The organism is Coleofasciculus sp., assembly GCF_046565525.1.
Classification (GTDB): Bacteria; Cyanobacteriota; Cyanobacteriia; order Cyanobacteriales; family Coleofasciculaceae; genus Coleofasciculus.
In genome coordinates this window covers 16,983-35,490 of sequence record NZ_JBKHUP010000059.1, presented here as the reverse complement: position 1 = coordinate 35,490, position 18,508 = coordinate 16,983, and the positions used below count along the sequence as shown (strand labels likewise).

Here is an 18,508-nt window from a genome sequence, read left to right as displayed (position 1 = left end):
CCTCATCATAGAAGGAACCCGTGGGTGTTTACAATTTTTAACGACCTGAACAAAAATTGATGTCTAGGTGCTGAGTCCCAGTAATCTCCTGATTTTTCCCTACTTTTTTCGATTCAGTCCCTAACTTATCCTATTGCCACCTTATTCAGCAAAAGATAAACTAAACGTATAAGTTTATACATTTTACCGATAATTGGTGTGAATCTTGAACGGAATTATTCAGGAGTTAGATCGATATGAATCGTTTAATGAAATCCGTTTCCCCGATTTTATCAATTACTCTCTTAGTCGTCCTCGTGGGCTGTTCTCAGGGAGAAGAACCAGTGGCGACAGAGACACCAATTACGGCTGAACCCTCCCCAGAAGTGATACCTGTTTCCACTTCCCCTGAACCTTCCTCCTCTCAACCTAATATTGATGCTTACACTCAAGCCATTGATCACGCCATGGGAGCAGCCATAATTGGTCAGTCAGCGGTGGGTGAGCAGGATTGGAATTTAGCGGCGAGTCGCTGGGAAAAAGCAATTAGCCTTCTTAAAACCGTCCCGAATTCTCACCCAAATTTTGCCATTGCACAAAAGAAGATTAGCACCTATCAAAGGAATTTAGCAATTATTGAAACTAACCTAAAAGAGGCACAACGGGACTATTTTCAAGAATCCCTACAACTGGGGATGAAAGCGGCTCAAGCGGCTCAATCTGCACAAGGCTTATCTGACTGGCAACAAGTGGCAAATAAATGGGAGCTAGCCATTAAGAGCCTGGAAACTGTACCCAATCGTAGCAAAAATTATTCGCGGGCGAGAACAAAAATTATTGAATATAAACAAAATTTGAGTGTCGCTAATGAAAAGATAACAGATGCTGTCACCGCCAAGTATTGTCAACCTCAAGTCGATCCTATCGAATCGGAAGGATTAGTCGTTTCTAATCTTCAGCTTTACAGCGAACCGACTGATGAAGAAAATTTTGTTTACGGGTGTATTACTAATCAAAGTAACCAAAGCTTATCCAGCATTGGAGTAACCTATGGCTATATGTATGAAAATGGATTTGGTGCTGGTCTCACCTCCCTTACCGACTACGATTTTACCCTTAATCCCGGAAAAACAATGTTCTTTAAGAGTTCTTTCTCCTTCAATAAAAATGTGCCAGAGGTTGAGCTAAGTTTTAGCTCAGAAGCGGGGACAGTAGACACGATTATTACTCGTTAATCTAGGTAATAGAGAATTCAATATCGTCTCGCCACAATATATAGTGCGTAAATTCCTATTGTAACCGATGGTAAAAATAAGGGAACTAATAGGGCAGCGGAAATATAAACCTGTAATCCAATTAGTCCATAAATAGCCGTTGCACTGGTTAATAGTACCAACCAATGCCATATCTTAATTTGTCGGCGTTCACCAATAATTAATACCATTCCTTTACCCAAAAATGCCGCCATACCAATCATCCACAAATCTGGGATGGGAATTACTAACCTCTGACTTAATAAATGGTGCATAGTATAGGCATGTGCCTCACCTCCTGTAAATAAAGGTGGATAATTGAGTTGAGGATTTTGCGATCGCCAATAGTCTACAGCCAGGGGAATGGGAAAGTTATCACTTCCTCCATCAGTTACCCCCGCTTGGTCATATCCGCCAGCCGCAATCAGGACAACTTGCTGTTTTAATTGTTCCGGTGTTGGTGCGTTATCGGTATTTTCTAGTAACTCCCAAGCGGCGATAGTTTGATAGGCATAATCGGGAGGAATGGAAAAATCAATAATTGGATATAACCAAAGTTGTTGAAAATTTCGCGATGGGTTCGTAATGGAAGGAAGGCGCAACTCATGCAAAAATGCAGTGAGGGGATTGGGTGCAGGATTTTGGTCTAAATAGGAAACCAATCGGGTGCGAAAAATTGCCGATGAATCAGTCTCGCTTAATCGCTGGGGTTGCGGTAAATTCGGATCGATAGGTGTTTGATTTGCGGCGCGGGCGAGGGCTAATAAATAGGCAAAGGAACAACTATCTGCACAACTGGTATGGGCGGGTAGAAGTTTAGCGTACCAAAGGGGCGCATTAATATAAGCCTCTAAACTCCAATTGGGGTGGGCGAGACTATCAATGATTCCTAGTTCTTCGTTTCCGGTTTTTACCGCCGCAAATACCAACCAAGTTTGTTTTTTGTCGATGGCGTGCTGAATGGATTGGGCGAGAACATCATCTTCATCGGTGGGACTATCCAGGAGATAATCTAACCCAATCACTTTGGCATCTAATGCGGTAAGCTGATCAATGAGGCGAGCTAAATAGGTGCGGTCAATGGGATTAATTCGTCGCGCATCAATATTGGCGTGGATGAGAGAATCGCGATCAATATGAACTAACAGAACAGGTGGGGATTTATCGGTAGGAGTCTGTGCGGTGATGTTTCGATAAACCGACTGCATCCAAACCCGCCGTTCCAGTAGAAAATCTTGCACCCCAGGGCGTAAACTAAGAAACATGAGAACCAAAAGTGCGATCGCTTCGAGTTTAGTTGGCAACCAACCCTTGACCTGTTGCTTCCAGCCCCTGGGTTCTAGGCAAAAGGGTGGGGCGTCAGGATGGCGAAAGAGGGAGGGAACTAAATAGGCGCTAGGATAGGTGAGATGCTTTTCTAATTTGAGATACTGACAAGCCTCCCGCAGGGATTCTTGCACATCATGAAACTGGGCTAACCGTTGCAGAAACTGGACGAGGAATTCTTGGGCGACTTGATTATGAATCGGTTCTCGCATCACCGCCACCTGACTTAAGCCTAAATCAATGAGGGAATTGGCTAAACTAAGTCCATTACAGGAGTTAAATAGGGCAAATTGTAATCCTCGTTCCTTGGCGATTTTCACAGGGGTAGCGATTTCACTGAAATTCAGAGAAACTCCCGGCGCGATCGCAAACTCTCCACCGGTTAAAATGGTTTCATTACTATGACCCGTGAAAAATAAGATATCCCAGCCTCGTTCATCAGTAATTTGTTTGACAATTTCCGTTTTTAATGCATTCCCATCCTGTCCAGGTTGCCAACCGACAAAAACAATCTCAGCGATTCCGGTAAGCGATCGCACCGCCTCTTGATCCGCCTGAAAATCTAATCCGGTATCATCTCCCCAAATCACCAAAACCCGCGCCCGTCGCCGCCGCCTGGGAGTCACTGTAGTGCCTTGAATCGTCAGGGGTGTACGCAGGATATGAATTTGAGATGGTGCGGCAAACTCTGTCCCAATTTCCCAGGCTTCCCAGGGTAATCGGGCGAGTTCTAGGGGATTACAGGTGAGAAAGATTTCGATAATCGGGATATCCTTCATCCCCTGATCTCGAACCGCCTGAACGATACGAGAACGAAGTTCAAACAACTCCCCTCGCCGCAACCATTGATGAAACTCGTAGAGTAATTTCGCCTCAGCTTGGACAAGTTTAGCGTGCCAATCAATTGGCGGTGTATTCAAGTTACCCATCTGAGACACCCGCCCTCGCAGCGCCTGCTTATAGAAACTCAGATAAACCGTACTCCACTCCTGATACAGCGTGGTTAGGGTTTCTGGATAGGGTACGGTGACACCAATTAGTTGTCCTCGTCCCCAGGACAACTCAAACAGACAAGCCTGTTCGACGCGCTGCACTTTGAGATAGAACACAAAACGGTTGGGAGTCATAGTCGATGGGAAGCGCCGATTTGCAATCAAGATGCCTATTGATTCTATCTCTGAGCCCTTCAACTACCCAATAAGAGCTCCCCCTTGCGTCCCCCTGAGAGATCCTGACTTTTCACGTTATGTGGCGCCTCTGTAGGGGCTCACTTTCACCACTATCTTTTCGGTTGCACCCAGATTTTACTAAACCCGCCCCGACGTTTCATGCAACGTCTCTACATCTTTTTAACCCACTAAAGTCCTATAACATCTTCATACAAAGCTTCGATAGGACAGTGAAAATCAACACTAGCGAAGTGAATTTCTTCCCCTTGGCTATAGGGATGGAGCACCCAAAGTCCTTCGGAATTACGACAAAAACACTCAACACTCATACGTTCTTGATTAATTAGCACATAGTCTGCTAGAGTGTCTATGGTTCTGTAGTCGGCAAATTTATTCCCTCTATCAAAGGCGGCGGTTTTGGGAGATAGGACTTCAACAACTAAACAGGGATAGCGAATAAAGTCTTCATCGGAGGAAGAATTATCGCGTTCATCACAAGTTACAGTTACATCGGGATAGTAATAAATATTAGCCGCTTCAATCTGGACTTTCATATCTGCCATGTAAGGGATACAACCTCTCCCCCGTAGATGGCTTCTTAGCTGGGTGGCTAAGTTAAGAGCAATGAGACCATGGGCTTTACTTGCACCTGCCATGGCATAGACTTCCCCACGAATATATTCGTGCTTAATGGGGGAGATTCTCTCTCCTTCTAAATAGTCTTCTGGAGAAATATAGGCGTAGTTTGGGCTAACTGTCATTTGAGGCACACTCCCTGAAGTCGTGTTCTTATTGTCGGTGCGATCGTTGGGGTACAATCATATCGTACCCTGCTAACATCAAGTGGGTGTTAACGCCTCTATCTTCTGCCTTCAATCTGCCATACCCACGGAATAATTGCCCCAGCAATCACTCCTATGCCTACACTAAACGCCAATACAATTCCCACAGGGAGTTTAATGGACTCAATAGTGAGGAATCTTAGGGATACAAGTGTGGCATTTTGTACGGATAGGATAGCAATTGCCGCAATCCACGCGGCGACAATTACAGAGGTTAGCAGATTAGTTAAGGCTTTCATCTAAGTCTTCAGGGCAGTGGATGCAGTATAGTGTATTTGAGCGCAGTTTGACGATATTCAGTAAGGTTGGCGATCGCACCTAGGCGAAGTGGCACTGTTTGAGCTCGCCTCCACCCTTGATATATCGTAGGGTGGGCATTGCCCACCAGCATACCAGTCAGTACCATTCCACCTGGGCGAAGTGGTTAAGCTAAACCCGGATAGCATTCGGTTTGACTGCCTCTGGGGGTGTTCTCAACGAAAGGTTAAGCGCATCGGTGGTGAACCCCTTCGGGATGATTGAATTTTTTGGGCTTAAATCCGAGAAGGGGTAGGTGTTTTTTAAGGCTGTAGTAAATTTTCGGCTGTATCCCTTATGGGTTCTGGGTTTGAGGACACCATCCCGAAAATGAGAATCTCGGAAATCTTGAAACGCTTGCTAGTAGAGGGTTTTGGAGTTTTTCTTGAAGATGTCTCTTGTCTGTCGAAGTCTGAAATGGTATATTAGATGCAGTCTCTCGGAACTGAACCTTGAAAGCTATACACTGCAAGCGTTTCAGAGGTCGGCGGTCAAAATCCTCTATAATCCCTATCAGGGATTGAAACACGAGTGAGATGAATATCTACAAAGAGACAATCAGCGTCAAAATCCTCTATAATCCCTATCAGGGATTGAAACATACAAAGTAAATAACCAAAACCTTTGCAGAATAAAGTCGAAATCCTCTATAATTCAGTCCGCCTGCGCGGACTTTGTTTGTGTAGCAGCGATTTCAATCGCCTGCTCTTGCATGGGGTAATAAAGGCGGATTTGGTAGGAAACTAATTTTGATGGGTGGAATTCCCCAACTGTGTAGAGACGTTGCATGCAACGTCTCTACAATCCTGATTCAGCAAACCCTAGTTATACCGTCGCAGGTTTCATCTGCTGAATCATCTGCTTCATCGCTTCAGCAATTTGGCTTTGCTTTTCGGGAGAATCTGTTTCCATATACACCCGCATCAGGGGTTCTGTACCTGATGGACGCAGTAGCACCCAACTTCCTTCTGATAAATAGAGTTTAATCCCATCTTTGCGCCCAACTTCTTTAACCTTAATCCCAGCCACGTCTTGGGGGGGATTTTTGGCGCAAGTGTTTAAAACAGCAGCTTTGTGATCCTCGTTTAAATGCAAGTCCAGGCGCTGGTTGTAAACCGGACCATCAGCTTCCGCGATCGCTTCTTCGACTAACTGACTTAGGGGTTTGCCTTCGTAAGCAATAGCTTCAGCCACCAGCATATTGGCTAAAATACCATCTTTTTCGGGAATATGCCCAATAATGCTCAATCCCCCGGATTCTTCACCCCCAATCAGCACCTCGGTTTCCCGCATTTTCTGACCGATATATTTGAAGCCGACGGCTGTCTCGTAAGTTTCTAGACCATTTTTTAGGGCAAAGTTATCCAACAGGTGAGTTGTAGCAACAGTACGGACGATCGCACCTTTTTTACCTTTATTCTTAATCAAGTGACGTGCCAGTAACAACAGCACCGTATTGGGCGTTAGCACAGTCCCCTGTTCATCCACGATACCAAAGCGATCGCTATCTCCATCGGTAGCTAGACCTAAATCTGCCTTATCCCGCATCACGGCTTCTCTTAACCCCACCAGATACTCCCCTTTGGGTTCGGGCATTCCCCCCCCAAATAAGACATCGCGGGTGGTGTTAAATGCCTCAGTCTGACAGCCGCAATGTTCTAAGACATCATCCAGATAACCGCGAGAGGTGGAATAGAGGGCATCATATTTGACATTAAGTTGCGCCCGCCGAATCCGTTCTACATCTAGCAGCGTGTAAATAAAGTTCAAGTAATCCGGTTTCGGGTCAAAGGTAGAAATTTTATCACCATGCTTACCCGTAGGTGGCGCATCATCTGCTCCAGCAATATTGGAAACAATCGTATCCGTGATTTCCGGGGTAGCAGGACCTGCGTAATCCGGGATATATTTAATCCCGCAATAAGCAGCGGGGTTATGGGAGGCAGTAAACATCAGCGCTCCGGCTGAGTTAAGTTGACGCGCTTGATAGGCAATCACGGGTGTGGGACAATCCCGGTTGACAATTTTCACCGTCCAACCCAAGTCTGCCAACACCTCAGCAGCCATGCGGGCAAACTCATCAGCCAGGAATCGGGTATCATAAGCGACTAAAACGGGGCGGTCTTTGTCGTAGGCTGTATCTAAATAACTTGCGATCGCGCGAGTTACCTTACAGACATTGGCAAAGGTAAAATCATCAGCGATGATTCCCCGCCAGCCATCTGTGCCGAATTTTATTTTATTAGCGCTATTTGCTGCACTCATTTGGGCTACTTTGTTCTTGATTTTACTCAATTATAGGGGGATGAGTATTATCATTTTTGACATCCTCACCGCCCTGTAAGTGCGATGATTCCTCACCACGCCACCTTTTTAAGGGTGGTCGCTGAATGGGGTTGACAGCTCTACGCACACTGCCTCAAAGAGGTCTTACATACGCTCCCTGTCCGTTTTAAGTCTCGGAATGCCCTCCCGCGACTACATGTATCGTTTAGATCAAAAGCATCAAAAAATACTTTTGTTTGGCTTCCAGGTTGGATTTTACCATTGCCCTTCCGTCGTTTCCCTATTGCTGGCCCAGTCCCGGTTTCAACTCATAATGAGTGTATATCGCTGCAAGCGAATGCGGGTTTTTCAACCATCGTTATCATAGCACAAAAGTCCCGATGGCAGGGGGAGGCTTGTGACCCAATTTTTCGGTCATTCGTCATTCCTCATTCGTCATACTTGCAAAGCCAGAAGCAAGCTACATCTTATGTCCGACTGTACCAATGTGTACTTGAACACCATTTTGTGAAGATTGAATTGGCTTCCCCATTACTCCAGCGTGAGAACCTCTTCTGCGATAGTCGGATGGATACAAATCGTCCCATTTAGCTCTTGCTTGGTGACGCCCTGACGAATCGCCACGGCGAGAGTTTGAATAATATCCGCCGCATGTTCACCCACCATCTGAGCGCCCACGATGCGCTGGTTTTCTCCCTCAACGATTAATTTAATCATCGTTTTTTCCTCCTGTTCACTCAGGCACTCCAACCATAGCTAATTGCCAGTTTATCTTGTAAAGCAAAATCAGCCGCATAGACCATTAATTTTTTAGGAATGCAGCCGCGATTGACACAAGTACCACCGAGGGATTCTTTTTCAACCACAGCAACGCTGATGCCGTAAGCAGCGGCTCGTTTCGCCGCCGCCAGACCGCCAGACCCTGCACCAATGACTAAGAGTTCGTAATTATAAGACATACTGTTGTTTAAGTATCTGTACCTGACTTGAAGGTTGCATAGTTGCGGAAAGTATTGCACCATTCAACAGGCAGATTTTTGATCAATTACAGTCGATTCTTGGGGCGGATTTAGCTGCTAAATTAAGATAGCCACCAATCAATGAACAATAAAACCCGCCCTAGTCCATCGATAAGTGATATCAACACAACCCACCTTTATTTAAGCTTTACTCGTTCCCCGGCTCTGCCTCCCTTGATAAGGGCTAAAGCCCTTACTACAAACTAACTTCATCACCCCTTAGGTAGAGGATAGTCTAGGTCATAACACCTAAGGTGAAGCTGTAATAAAATTTTATTGGCTTACACATCACCGATTGCCACAATGAGCCCGACTGAATCTCCCGACAAAACTCAAGAGCATTCCCCAACTACCAAGCAAGATGCAATCACCTCTCATATTTCACCGTGGTTAGTGCGCCTAGTCTATCCCCTAGGACGTCACCTGGTTTTGCCCATTTACTTTGGCAAGATTGAGGTCAAAGGACGGGAGAATTTGCCCAAAGACAGTCCAGTTATCTTTGCACCCACCCATCGTTCTCGCTGGGATGCGCTGACGTTAGCCTACGCCGCAGGTCGAGATATTATCGGACGGGAGTTGCAGTTTATGGTGTCGGTTGATGAAATGAACGGTGTGCAAGGCTGGTTTATTCGTCATTTAGGCGGTTTTCCAGTTGATCCCAAGCGTCCGGGAGTTTCCAGTTTGCGTCACGGGATTGAGTTATTAGAACAGGGAAAAGTTTTGGTGATTTTCCCGGAAGGCGATATTTTTCGCACAGAAGAAATTCAACCCCTAGAACCGGGATTTGCTCGAATAGCGCTCCATGCAGAAAAGGAGCAACCGGGTTTAGGGGTTAAAATTGTACCGATTCGGATTCATTACAGTCAACCTGTACCCCACTGGGGGTGCGATGTTGACATTCGTATTGGTTCGCCATTAGCGGTGGCGGATTACTGTCATAAACCGGTTAAAGGATGTGCTGAAGAAATTGGGGATGATTTGCGACAGGCGCTTGAGGATGTTGGGGATTGGTAATTAGGGCTTGCTGCACAACTCCCAAACCCTTAGCTATCAGGGAAAATGTACTATGGCTTCCCCAGCTCCCCCAGCTCCCCCAGCTTCCCCAGCTCCCTCTGCTTCCCCAGCTCCCCCAGCTCCCCCAGCTCCCCCAGCTTCCCCAGCTCCCTCTGCTTCCCCAGCTCCCCCAGCTCCCCCTGCTCCCTCCACCAGACTTATTCAGCAGATCCTAATTAGGTAACGGCTTCCAGCGCCACCTCTAGCGCCCGTTCTTTTTGGGGATCAGCGCCTTGGGCGTATTCTGGAGAGAAGGGAACCAGGATATCCGGTGTTACTCCTTTCCCTTCGAGTCGTTCGTCTCCATTCACGTAGACATCAGCGACGGCGACGTAAAGCAAGCTACCATCTGACATGAGAAATGCACGCCCCGCCACTACAGCGCCAGGGGTTGGCGTACCAACAACGGGTCCGATATCGAATTTCTGGAAACCATAAGCCAGAATTTCTTTAGCACTGCGGCTTCCTTCGTTGACAATCATGACGACAGGTTTATTCCAGCCGGCGTAGTGAGTATATGGCGTGCCATCCCGGGAAATAGCGGTTAAGCTGAGATTTGGAGCGGTGTAGATGTTCAGGGCGGTGAGGGGTGAACCTCCCCATCCATCTCTTAAGTCTACGACTAAAGTGTCTGCTTGTTTGAGACGACCATAGATTAGTTTTTCCTCAAGCTGTTCTTGATATTCATCACTGGCGTAAGACCAGATATGAATATAACCGATTTTTTTACCTTGTTGTTCAATTATCTCCGTGCTGGCGTCCATGGCGTCGAGATACATGGTGGTTGTATCCAGCAATTTAGGGGTGACGGTGATTTCTTGCTGACTGTTGGGATTTTGCGATCGCTGAATTAGGATTGGTACAGGAGTACCAGCTTGATCGGCAAAGGATTCAATGGGTTGGAATGGGCGATTATCCACACTCAGGATGCGATCGCCTACCTTTAATCCGGCTTTAGCGGCTGGGCTTCCTTCTAGAATGGCGCTGATAAAGGTTTGGTTGTCGATAGTTTTGGTAACTATACCAATGCCAGTATATTCTATTTTGTCATTGGGAAAGAAGGGTTTGAGTTGTTGGCGTAAGTCGCGGTTTCTGGGTGCAAAGATTCCTAAGACTTGGTAGTAGGCGGGTTGGTTGGGTATGTAGAGGTGCGTGTGAGAGGTGTTGAGTTCAGAAAGCATTTGATTGATCAGGGTTGCGGCGGCTTCCCTGGATTGGGTTTGGCGGATTTGGGGTTCATATTCGTCTTTAATGGTTTGCCAGTTGACGCCGTTAAAGTTTGGATCGTAAAAGTTATCGTTGACGGTTTGCCAAACTTGGTTAAAGAGTTCAGTTTGGGGATTAGTTGCTGTGGAATGGAGGGGAGAATTGAGCCAGCTAAATAGGATTAGACAGAGGCTGATTAGGGTGGTGATAATTAGGCGGTGATTTCGAGAAAGGCGAAATAGTTTCATAGTTGAGAGTGGGAGATATAAGCCATGAAGTCAACACAAATCAAGCTCGGTTAGTGCTATTTAGATTAATTATACAATTTCCGATAAAACCCGCCCATCAATTTCCAAAACATAAGTTATGGCGGAAAAATTGGGGAGATAAATTCTCGCGATTGAATAGTTAGCAATAGATTGTAGGGGTTTGATGGGCGCAAGCCTTGCGCCCCTACAAAGTTAATGCGATTAAACCCTTAGCCTAAAATATTAGAGTAAAGCTTGGTTAGTGCTGTTTATATTGATTATATAATTTGCTTGCGATCGCGCTTTGTTTTTAGGGTTGAGAGGCGGGAGGGTTGGCTTTTTTAACGCAGAGGAACGCAGAGGTTCGCGCAGAGGAACGCAGAGGGGTTGGCGGTGAGGGAAGTTTCTGATATCAATGTAGGGGCGGGTTTTATGGTTATCGTATTTTTTCACCCGGATGTTAGTAAACCCGCCCTTTTCCAAGGTTTTATTGAGCAAATGTATTAGTTGGGCGGAGGGGTTACAGTATCAGATTGGTGAGTTGTTCAGGACTAAGATTTATCGCTTTTTTCCAGAATTAAACAGGCTTTTCGACTTTAATTCCCGGTTCCCCTGCCATAAAATTAATGGATGAAAGATTGTGCTGTTTCTAGCCTAATACCAAGTTGCGTTCTATCATGTCATTCTGAGCGAAGCGTGACGCTTGCGCGATAGCGTTAGCGAAGCGGTAGCGAGGAACGAGCGTCGGAACGAGCGTCAGAATCTGGGCAGATGCTTCGCGTCACTCCGTTTCACTGCGTTTTGCTCAGCATGACAGATTCTACCTTAGACGGCAACTTGGTATAACTAACTTTTTCAGAAATCCCCTTTTTGCCTTGGCGAGGAGGAAGTCGCAGCTACACAAACTTTCGTCCGCCTGCGCGGACTAGACTATTTCGTCTGACTACTGACAGCAAAGATTACTGACAAGGCGTTAACTGAGCCAAGCGCAAGGCAATTTCATCAATCGCCCCCACTAATACTTGTCCCGACTGAGACGGTTGATTCACCATAATGCTAAACAAAATCGTCCCATAATAGGGATGTTCCAAATACCCAGACAGACTTCTCACTCCTCGTAATGTCCCCGTTTTCGCCCGAATTCTGCCTTGAGTTTCAGGTAACTGCAAGCGATTTCTCAGGGTTCCATTCACACCGGCAACGGGTAAGGAACGATAAAATAAATCATTACCATTGGCATACATCATCGCTTTTAATGTCGCGATTAACGCTTGCGGCGTGGCTACATTCTGCCGGGATAAACCTGAGCCATCAACTTGACGAAAACTATTGGGGTCAACACCTAAGGGTGCTAAAATCTGCTTCACGGCAGAAGGTCCACCAATGTAACGTAGTAGGCTATCCGCATAGCTGTTACTGCTTCTCTGGTTGGTTACTGTCACCCATTCATCTAACGATTTCGATTGAATTAAGGCTTGGGAATCCAGCCTTTGTAAAGCGGCGGCGGTGGTAAAGAGTTTGTTATTGGATGCGGGGATAAGAAATTGATTGGCGTTGTGGCTGTAGGAAATCCCAGGATTCGATACCGATTCCACGACAATCCCCCATTTACCCCCCGCTAAATTGGGACGATTAATGATTGAGTCGATATAAAATCCCAAAAAATCTGGACAAACGCCACTTGTTCGACGTTCTGGAGGCGGAACAAAGATTTCAATCGAGTCGGCGCTTTTAGTCAAATTAGCCGCCGTTGTCGCCCTCGCGATGCTGGGAGTCATGACATTACCCATCGCCATCACACCGACGGTGAGCATGGCTAGGGACTGCTTCTGCCAAGGATTCATGGGTTTCATCGTCTGCAAGCCTTTACAATCTGGGCATCGTGAGAGAGCATGAGCAAAGCGCGATCGCTAATTGAGCAAGATAACATGATGCGGCTCATTGCGGCGCGATAAGTCAGCTCCGTAGGTGAGCGTAAATAGTGGTCAGTTATCAGTGGTCAGTAATTGGCTGATAACTGATAACTGATAACTGGTAACTGATAGACGTAGCCGTCTACGTCTCTACACCACTCCATCAATTGCCAGGAATTATCCCTGAACACTGAACACCTTAGAACCCCGGGGACAGGGATTATGTTCCCGTCATTTTGATTTCTGTGGTTGTTTTACTGGCTCAAAACGTTGTCATCAGGACGGTTTACCGTTTTTTTGGCAACCTGCGCGGTTCGTAGTAGGCGCTGTCTTCGCTATCTAATCTAATTGTGCAGGGGTGCTGAGGTGTAGGGATGTTTTACCGATAATGCTACCTTATCCTGTTCTCTGTTCCCTGTCTAATGACGAATAACCACTTCTACACAAAAATAAACATAATTGAATGTAATCTCTTAAAAATTAAACATTCTTTAAAATCAAATCATTGACAAATCCACAAAAACGTGGATTAAAATCAATCTTGCCAATGAATTGAACCTGTATTATAGTTGGGAGTCCTGGCATTATCATTGCTTGCTTGATTTGACTAATTCAATCGGTTGGAGAGCCAAACAGAATGGCAAAGTATTTTTTAATTGAATCGAGGAGTTCCTTTGATTCAACCCAAGTGAGTCAAAATTATCAGTTGGCATCAGATTTAGCCAATGCTGGAAATGAAACCACCTTGTTTCTGGTAGAAAATGGCGTATTAGCCGCTCGTGCTTCGGTAGCGAATGGTTTAGCCAATCTCAACACTGTCAACGTATTGGCAGATGATTTTTCTCTGAGAGAACGCGGTATCTCACAGACAGAACTAAGCGATGGCGTGCAAGTGGCTAGTATTGCGGCTGTGGTTGATGCCATGGCTCAAGGACAAAAAACGATTTGGCTGTAACCCAAGATAAGTAAAAAATGAGTACCAAAACCTTAACCTTTTCCATTATGGATGGTCCTTTTGAACAAGCAAGGACAACCACAGCGTTTCGGATGATTCATGAGGCAATTGAACGTGGGTATAATGTGAATGTTTTTGCTTATGAAGGGGCAGTATCTTTAGCCTTTGCTCATCAAAAACCCCACGCGAATGCGGTTCATGGTAGAGGAGTGGAGGAAGAAGATCATCCTTTAACCAAAGATTGGATTGCCGCACTCCAGGAAAAAGCGAAAGCAAAGGGGTGTCAATTAGATTGGATTAATTGCGGGCTTTGTGTGGATGAGCGAGGGGTAGAAGATGCGATTGATGGCTGTCGTCGTGGTGCGCCGAGTGATTTATGGAAATGGGCGAGTGAGTCGGATGGAACGTTAATTATTGCTACGAAGTAGGAAGGATTAGGGATAGTAAGATGAAAGCGTTACAAATAGTTGAATCCGCTTATCGCTGTACGATTGAAGAACAAGATGATCCCTCGGTTTGGATTTCTCAAGCGATGAAAGCTGCCGGTGCTGATTTAGATATTTTGTTGAGGGGAAATGCGGTGAATTATGCCGTGAGTGGGCAAGATGCGTCTGGACTTATGTTTGGGGATAAGCCACAAACCCAGCCACCTAAACTGGATCAAGATTTGCGGCGGGCAATCGAGAAGGGAATTACGGTTTATATTGTGGTAGATGATGTGAAATCTCGTGGGATTCCTGAAGGAAAAATGATTAACGGTTTGACTCACGTTGCCTGTCAGGATTTGCCCGGGTTATTTGGGAATTACGATCAAATCTGGCATTGGTAAAAATAATGCTGGGGGCAATATAGCGGTTAAGATACATCCGCCTTGTAGAGACGTTGCATGCAACGTCTCTACAATGGTGCTCTCTCAGAGACGTTGACGGTTAACTTTGTTGAGTTGCCATTTGTGCCTCAGAAATCCAGGCGGCGTGGAAACCGTAAGGAACGCGCTGAGGCATGAGTATTCGTGCCACTGGTTCATTGGTAAACTTTTGAGCATCAATGACCCATAATTCAGACCGTTTTTCTACAGCATCCCAAATCATCGTAAGTAACCAGCCATCATCCTCAGCTGTTCCACCCGGACGCGGGGCAAAGGCACTATCACCGCCAAACCGTCCCCGACCAAATTCATGAATCTGAGAGCTACCTGTTTCTACGTCATACTTAATTAGACCGTCTAATAAGAGTCGGGGTCTCATATAGGTTGCCTGTCGGGAAGCGTACATATACCGTGTTTTGCGACCCGTAAAATCATCATTGATGCGCGGAAATTCTGTGGCGACATCGAGGTCATTGAGAAGTTCCTCTTTCACCGCACCCGTTACTAAATTAATCCGGTAGCGATACATGCGGAAATGTTCAAATTCAGTGTCCCCACCTTCACCATTATCTTCTTGAGGGATAAACAGATAGGTATCAGGTGTGCGGGTGGACAGGAGTACCACTTCATCCCCTTCTTCCCAAGCGTTACCAACGTGGTAGAGCATAGAGGTAGAAATCTTAAACCAGCGGATTGTCCGGTTATCGCCATGGCGGGGTAGGATACCAATGCGGCTGGGGTTTTGAGCCTCGAATTTAATCGGTAGCTGACCCAACATGATTCGCATGGGGCGAAATGTCAGGGGCATATCCAGAAACAGCGTATAGTTTTCGGTAATGGCAAAATCATGCATCATCACCGGGGCGGGAATATCAATCGGTACGGTTCGCAACAGTTCGCCTTCTTTGGAAACGACGCTGTATTCCAGGTAAGGGGGAGCAATGGGGGCGAAACCGAATACAATCATTTCACCCGTCACGGCGTCAACTTTGGGGTGTGCCGTAAACGTGGAAGCGAGTTTGTCGTTAAAAGTATACACGCCAACTGTTTCTAAGTCAGGAAGTCGGATTTGATAGGGGGCGCCAGCTTCCCACAGCGCCAGTAGTTTACCTGCGTGCCACACACAGGCGGTGTTGGCGGTATTCTTCATCATCAAACCGTGAGGGGAATCAAACCGAGGTAGGTTCAGCAGTCCGGGCCAAATGGATTTCCCGGCGGCTTTCTCTTGGAAAAACCCTTCGGTTTGGATGTAGCGGTTACGGTAGCTAGCTTTGCCATTGCTAATGTGAACGCCGTGCAGCATTCCATCCCCGTCTAACCAATGGTGGAGTCCAATGGGGGGAAATTGAGGGTTAGGACCATTGCGAAGAAACATCCCCGAAAGTTCCTGAGGAAGTTCGCCAATGACGGTTAAATTATCGGCAGTCACTTCTTGTTTGACTGGGGCAAAGTTGTCCGTCAAATAAAAATCTGCCATATCCTCAGCGAGGGCTTTGACGTTTGCCGTCAGGCTGAGGCGACTCAGGATTCCGTAAGGAACCCGCGCATAGTAACCCGCACCTTTGGCTACGTCACTAGCGATTGATGAGCGCTCCATTTGTAGGACGTTAGCCAAGAATTCGTTATCCATTAAAACGCTCATGAAGCGCTGCTGAAGCGTATTGGGGCGAGTCCCAGATGGGGCGGTGGTGGCGAGGCTTAGTGATTTTATCAGTTCCTGTTCTTGTTCGTCTAACGCTCCTTCAGAATACATGAGGGAGTTGAAAGCTTCATATAGTTCCTGAAAATCTTCCTCGCTGGGATAATTTCCTAAATAAGCTTTTAACCAGCGATAACACTCATCACGCGGTACGGGCTGGTTATTTGATAATAAGGATTTAATTTCTGGATCGTCTGTCAATCCTTTTTCATTTGCCACTCGCTGCAAAAATTCGAGTTCTTTCGGTTCGAGTACCCCATCAATCCAAGCAACCCCAATCAGGAGTTTTAGCAACTGCCGCTCATTTTTGAGCCACTCTTCCTTGTTTGCCAGAAAGGTGGAGCGGGGAATGGGTACATCAAAATATTCATCCGTACTTGCATCTGGACGAACGTTTTTCTCACTGGTGTATACAATTTTGGCACGATCCGGTGTTTGGACAACAATATATAAGTCGGGATTGCCTTCAAACCGTTCAAACAGGCTTTGGAAATCTGCGTCTGTATAGGTAATTTCAAATTGTCCCTGACTATTGGTCTTCACATATCCCAAGTTATCGCTCTTGACGATATCTTTATCAAAGGCTTCGACTATTAGGTTAGGAATCCCTAAACCACTTTCGGATTCGTAAACTCGTCCAGTGACTTTGAATGACATAAAAGGCTCCTGATTACTCTCAAATGAAACATTATTGATGAGCCAGTTTGATTAATCGGTCTACCATCCGTAGGATTCTTGCGACCCTATCCTCCGGGACAGTGGCAATCAATGGCTCAAGGGTCAGCTCTGTTATCTTGACATGCTTGTTAATATACATCCTTAACAGACCTTTTTGTGGATTTCTACCTAAACGTTGGATAGCTTCATCACTACAAATTATCTATTTTGTCAAAACACTCGTTTGTTCTTTACAAAAATACATGCATTAAAGGTGCGATCGCGTCTGCACCATGTCTTGAGAAAATGCGGCTCAAGCGACCCTAAAGCAAGGGGTTGAGCTTGGCGAAAAACTAAAATACTGCAAATTGGATACAAAAAATCTTTAACATAAGGCTGAAACGACGTAACTTCCTCAGTAATTGCGAATACTTCTCACCAATTTCTCACCAGTTAATTTCTGTTAAGTGACAAAAAGCTAATTGAAATTGTAGAGAACGAAAAGTTTTAATTATTGGTAATGTCTAAAACAATAACCTCAATAGCACCAAAACAACTAAAATAACTCCAATTAAAATAGCCGTCCCCACCATCAAATTACCAATCTCATCCACCGTCCCCCGAATCCCCCTAACCATTCGCCCTAAATTCAAGGGAAACCTAACTAATACCTGCAACGGAAGCGGTAACTGGTGCAATTCAAAACTATATCCAGGAGTGCGCCTTGCTTCTACCTCAAACCGCGCCTTAACCCAATTTATATCTCGCCTCTGCTGACGTGCTTCCCATAGTAAACTTCCAGCTAACTGCAATAAAAAGGGATGAGTACCCCCCAACTGCTTTGCCAATTTCTGATCCTGGGGACTCAATGCGGCTTGTCCCTCCTTTCCCTGAGTATCCGATAAACTCACTAATTCCCACGCCTCCTCTTCCCGCAATTCTCCCAACGCCAACACCTGACTCAACTTAAAAAATGGCGAGGTGAGACGATACCGATGCTGGTAATATTCCAACTTTCGGGGAGACGCCACCACCACCATCAACGCGCCACTATCGATTAGCGATCGCAGGTTATCAAAGAATCCATCATCAAAGTCCCGATAATGGCGCATCAGCACTTCAAAGTCATCTAAACAGAGTACCGCTAACACCCCTTGGCGTTTCCAATGTCCCATGGCGCTACTAAATGCCAAGCGGTTAAACTGTTGAACCCTCAGCGCCTCAACTAACCCCGGTTGACGCTGCACTTGGGGATGATTCCACAACAGTCGCCCAACTACCTGATAAAATCCTTCTTCCCCATGAGACTGGGGATTTTGCAGCGAAAGATAAACGCTAATAAACCGATGGGGTTGAGAAAGGTACTCCTGATACGTTTGACAAAAATGATAGAGAAGCCAGGATTTGCCAATTCGTCTGCGCCCCACTACATTCAAGCTACCCGGTAGGACACCTGTCATCTGAGAGACAATCCGTTGCAACTCCTCTTGGCGTCCCACAAAAAATCGGGAGTCCGCGATCGTTACACCGACTATAAATGGACAAGACGGTTGCACTGAACTCATGAATCAGAGGAAAATGACTCGACAAGCATACTCAACAGTTATCATTTTCTTCTACCTTGCCACCTTGAGCCTTACCTTCTCTCCCTCTGCTTTGGAGACTTTTTATCCTAGCCGAAACTTAACATGACCAAAAAAATTAGGCAATTCATCCCACCCCCCTAGCAGGAATGAGA

At 45.9% G+C, this 18,508-nt stretch carries 16 protein-coding genes and 1 pseudogene; 5 read left to right on the top strand and 12 right to left on the bottom strand.

Annotated elements, in window-relative coordinates; translation table 11 throughout:
• Nucleotides 1-236: 236 nt before the first annotated feature.
• Nucleotides 237-1,214, top strand: a complete 978-nt coding sequence (locus tag ACLGGO_RS20765) for a hypothetical protein (protein WP_446420735.1) — start codon at nucleotides 237-239, stop codon at nucleotides 1,212-1,214.
• 17 nt (nucleotides 1,215-1,231) lie between these two features.
• Here the strand turns inward: ACLGGO_RS20765 and ACLGGO_RS20760 are convergent, their stop codons facing one another.
• From ACLGGO_RS20760 to ACLGGO_RS20730, 7 genes and pseudogenes are all read right to left on the bottom strand, one after another.
• Nucleotides 1,232-3,685 (bottom strand): CHASE2 domain-containing protein, encoded by a 2,454-nt coding sequence (locus ACLGGO_RS20760; RefSeq protein WP_446420734.1) that lies wholly within the window; start codon nucleotides 3,683-3,685, stop codon nucleotides 1,232-1,234.
• Nucleotides 3,686-3,915: 230 nt separating this feature from the next.
• Nucleotides 3,916-4,488, bottom strand: coding sequence for a Uma2 family endonuclease (locus ACLGGO_RS20755; RefSeq protein ID WP_446420733.1), 573 nt, complete (start codon nucleotides 4,486-4,488; stop codon nucleotides 3,916-3,918).
• Nucleotides 4,489-4,586: 98 nt separating this feature from the next.
• Nucleotides 4,587-4,808: a LapA family protein gene (locus tag ACLGGO_RS20750; protein WP_446335161.1), complete on the bottom strand. Its 222-nt coding sequence runs from the start codon at nucleotides 4,806-4,808 to the stop codon at nucleotides 4,587-4,589.
• A 712-nt stretch (nucleotides 4,809-5,520) separates the two neighbouring features.
• The gene (locus ACLGGO_RS20745) at nucleotides 5,521-5,655 is read right to left on the bottom strand and encodes a hypothetical protein (RefSeq protein ID WP_446420732.1); all 135 of its coding nucleotides are present in this window, start codon (nucleotides 5,653-5,655) and stop codon (nucleotides 5,521-5,523) included.
• 36 nt (nucleotides 5,656-5,691) lie between these two features.
• On the bottom strand, nucleotides 5,692-7,131 hold the full coding sequence (locus tag ACLGGO_RS20740; RefSeq protein ID WP_446420731.1) for a phosphoglucomutase/phosphomannomutase family protein: 1,440 nt from the start codon (nucleotides 7,129-7,131) through the stop codon (nucleotides 5,692-5,694).
• Nucleotides 7,132-7,683: 552 nt separating this feature from the next.
• Nucleotides 7,684-7,902, bottom strand: a complete 219-nt coding sequence (locus ACLGGO_RS20735; protein WP_446420730.1) for a hypothetical protein — start codon at nucleotides 7,900-7,902, stop codon at nucleotides 7,684-7,686.
• Nucleotides 7,896-8,111, bottom strand: a pseudogene (locus ACLGGO_RS20730) (FAD-dependent oxidoreductase); the annotation flags it as partial. The pseudogene ACLGGO_RS20730 and the gene ACLGGO_RS20735, both read right to left, overlap by 7 nt.
• A gap of 363 nt (nucleotides 8,112-8,474) precedes the next feature.
• On the opposite strand from ACLGGO_RS20730, the gene ACLGGO_RS20725 reads away from it, so the two are divergent.
• Complete coding sequence (locus ACLGGO_RS20725; protein ID WP_446420729.1) at nucleotides 8,475-9,185, top strand: lysophospholipid acyltransferase family protein; 711 nt, start codon at nucleotides 8,475-8,477, stop codon at nucleotides 9,183-9,185.
• Between the two features lie 36 nt (nucleotides 9,186-9,221).
• Here the strand turns inward: ACLGGO_RS20725 and ACLGGO_RS20720 are convergent, their stop codons facing one another.
• The 3 genes from ACLGGO_RS20720 to ACLGGO_RS20710 form a co-directional block, all read right to left on the bottom strand.
• On the bottom strand, nucleotides 9,222-9,377 hold the full coding sequence (locus ACLGGO_RS20720; RefSeq protein WP_446420728.1) for a hypothetical protein: 156 nt from the start codon (nucleotides 9,375-9,377) through the stop codon (nucleotides 9,222-9,224).
• Nucleotides 9,378-9,400: 23 nt separating this feature from the next.
• Nucleotides 9,401-10,678, bottom strand: a complete 1,278-nt coding sequence (locus ACLGGO_RS20715; RefSeq protein WP_446420727.1) for a S41 family peptidase — start codon at nucleotides 10,676-10,678, stop codon at nucleotides 9,401-9,403.
• Between the two features lie 959 nt (nucleotides 10,679-11,637).
• The gene (locus tag ACLGGO_RS20710) at nucleotides 11,638-12,531 is read right to left on the bottom strand and encodes a D-alanyl-D-alanine carboxypeptidase (protein ID WP_446420726.1); all 894 of its coding nucleotides are present in this window, start codon (nucleotides 12,529-12,531) and stop codon (nucleotides 11,638-11,640) included.
• Between the two features lie 697 nt (nucleotides 12,532-13,228).
• Here ACLGGO_RS20710 and ACLGGO_RS20705 point away from each other — a divergent pair.
• From ACLGGO_RS20705 to ACLGGO_RS20695, 3 genes are read left to right on the top strand one after another with little or no spacing between them, the layout of a single operon-like run.
• Entirely contained in the window at nucleotides 13,229-13,546 is a 318-nt protein-coding gene (locus tag ACLGGO_RS20705; RefSeq protein ID WP_446335166.1) for a DsrH/TusB family sulfur metabolism protein, read from the top strand.
• Nucleotides 13,547-13,563: 17 nt separating this feature from the next.
• The gene (locus ACLGGO_RS20700; RefSeq protein WP_446353215.1) at nucleotides 13,564-13,974 is read left to right on the top strand and encodes a DsrE/DsrF/TusD sulfur relay family protein; all 411 of its coding nucleotides are present in this window, start codon (nucleotides 13,564-13,566) and stop codon (nucleotides 13,972-13,974) included.
• A 20-nt stretch (nucleotides 13,975-13,994) separates the two neighbouring features.
• The gene (locus ACLGGO_RS20695; protein ID WP_446335168.1) at nucleotides 13,995-14,375 is read left to right on the top strand and encodes a hypothetical protein; all 381 of its coding nucleotides are present in this window, start codon (nucleotides 13,995-13,997) and stop codon (nucleotides 14,373-14,375) included.
• Nucleotides 14,376-14,475: 100 nt separating this feature from the next.
• Here the strand turns inward: ACLGGO_RS20695 and ACLGGO_RS20690 are convergent, their stop codons facing one another.
• Nucleotides 14,476-16,770, bottom strand: a complete 2,295-nt coding sequence (locus ACLGGO_RS20690) for a carotenoid oxygenase family protein (protein ID WP_446420725.1) — start codon at nucleotides 16,768-16,770, stop codon at nucleotides 14,476-14,478.
• Nucleotides 16,771-17,294: 524 nt separating this feature from the next.
• The gene (locus tag ACLGGO_RS20685; protein WP_446420724.1) at nucleotides 17,295-18,335 is read right to left on the bottom strand and encodes an ATP-binding protein; all 1,041 of its coding nucleotides are present in this window, start codon (nucleotides 18,333-18,335) and stop codon (nucleotides 17,295-17,297) included.
• Nucleotides 18,336-18,508 lie beyond the last annotated feature (173 nt).

What these genes read in the sequence shown, in the direction of transcription:
- ACLGGO_RS20695 (WP_446335168.1), top strand. Translation starts at nt 13,995, where the DNA reads ATGAAAGCGTTACAAATAGTTGAATCCGCTTATCGCTGTACGATTGAA.
- ACLGGO_RS20740 (WP_446420731.1), bottom strand. Translation starts at nt 7,131, where the DNA reads ATGAGTGCAGCAAATAGCGCTAATAAAATAAAATTCGGCACAGATGGC.
- ACLGGO_RS20745 (WP_446420732.1), bottom strand. Translation starts at nt 5,655, where the DNA reads ATGCAACGTCTCTACACAGTTGGGGAATTCCACCCATCAAAATTAGTT.
- ACLGGO_RS20690 (WP_446420725.1), bottom strand. Translation starts at nt 16,770, where the DNA reads ATGTCATTCAAAGTCACTGGACGAGTTTACGAATCCGAAAGTGGTTTA.
- ACLGGO_RS20700 (WP_446353215.1), top strand. Translation starts at nt 13,564, where the DNA reads ATGAGTACCAAAACCTTAACCTTTTCCATTATGGATGGTCCTTTTGAA.
- ACLGGO_RS20725 (WP_446420729.1), top strand. Translation starts at nt 8,475, where the DNA reads ATGAGCCCGACTGAATCTCCCGACAAAACTCAAGAGCATTCCCCAACT.
- ACLGGO_RS20760 (WP_446420734.1), bottom strand. Translation starts at nt 3,685, where the DNA reads ATGACTCCCAACCGTTTTGTGTTCTATCTCAAAGTGCAGCGCGTCGAA.
- ACLGGO_RS20705 (WP_446335166.1), top strand. Translation starts at nt 13,229, where the DNA reads ATGGCAAAGTATTTTTTAATTGAATCGAGGAGTTCCTTTGATTCAACC.
- ACLGGO_RS20715 (WP_446420727.1), bottom strand. Translation starts at nt 10,678, where the DNA reads ATGAAACTATTTCGCCTTTCTCGAAATCACCGCCTAATTATCACCACC.
- ACLGGO_RS20765 (WP_446420735.1), top strand. Translation starts at nt 237, where the DNA reads ATGAATCGTTTAATGAAATCCGTTTCCCCGATTTTATCAATTACTCTC.
- ACLGGO_RS20710 (WP_446420726.1), bottom strand. Translation starts at nt 12,531, where the DNA reads ATGAAACCCATGAATCCTTGGCAGAAGCAGTCCCTAGCCATGCTCACC.
- ACLGGO_RS20750 (WP_446335161.1), bottom strand. Translation starts at nt 4,808, where the DNA reads ATGAAAGCCTTAACTAATCTGCTAACCTCTGTAATTGTCGCCGCGTGG.
- ACLGGO_RS20685 (WP_446420724.1), bottom strand. Translation starts at nt 18,335, where the DNA reads ATGAGTTCAGTGCAACCGTCTTGTCCATTTATAGTCGGTGTAACGATC.
- ACLGGO_RS20755 (WP_446420733.1), bottom strand. Translation starts at nt 4,488, where the DNA reads ATGACAGTTAGCCCAAACTACGCCTATATTTCTCCAGAAGACTATTTA.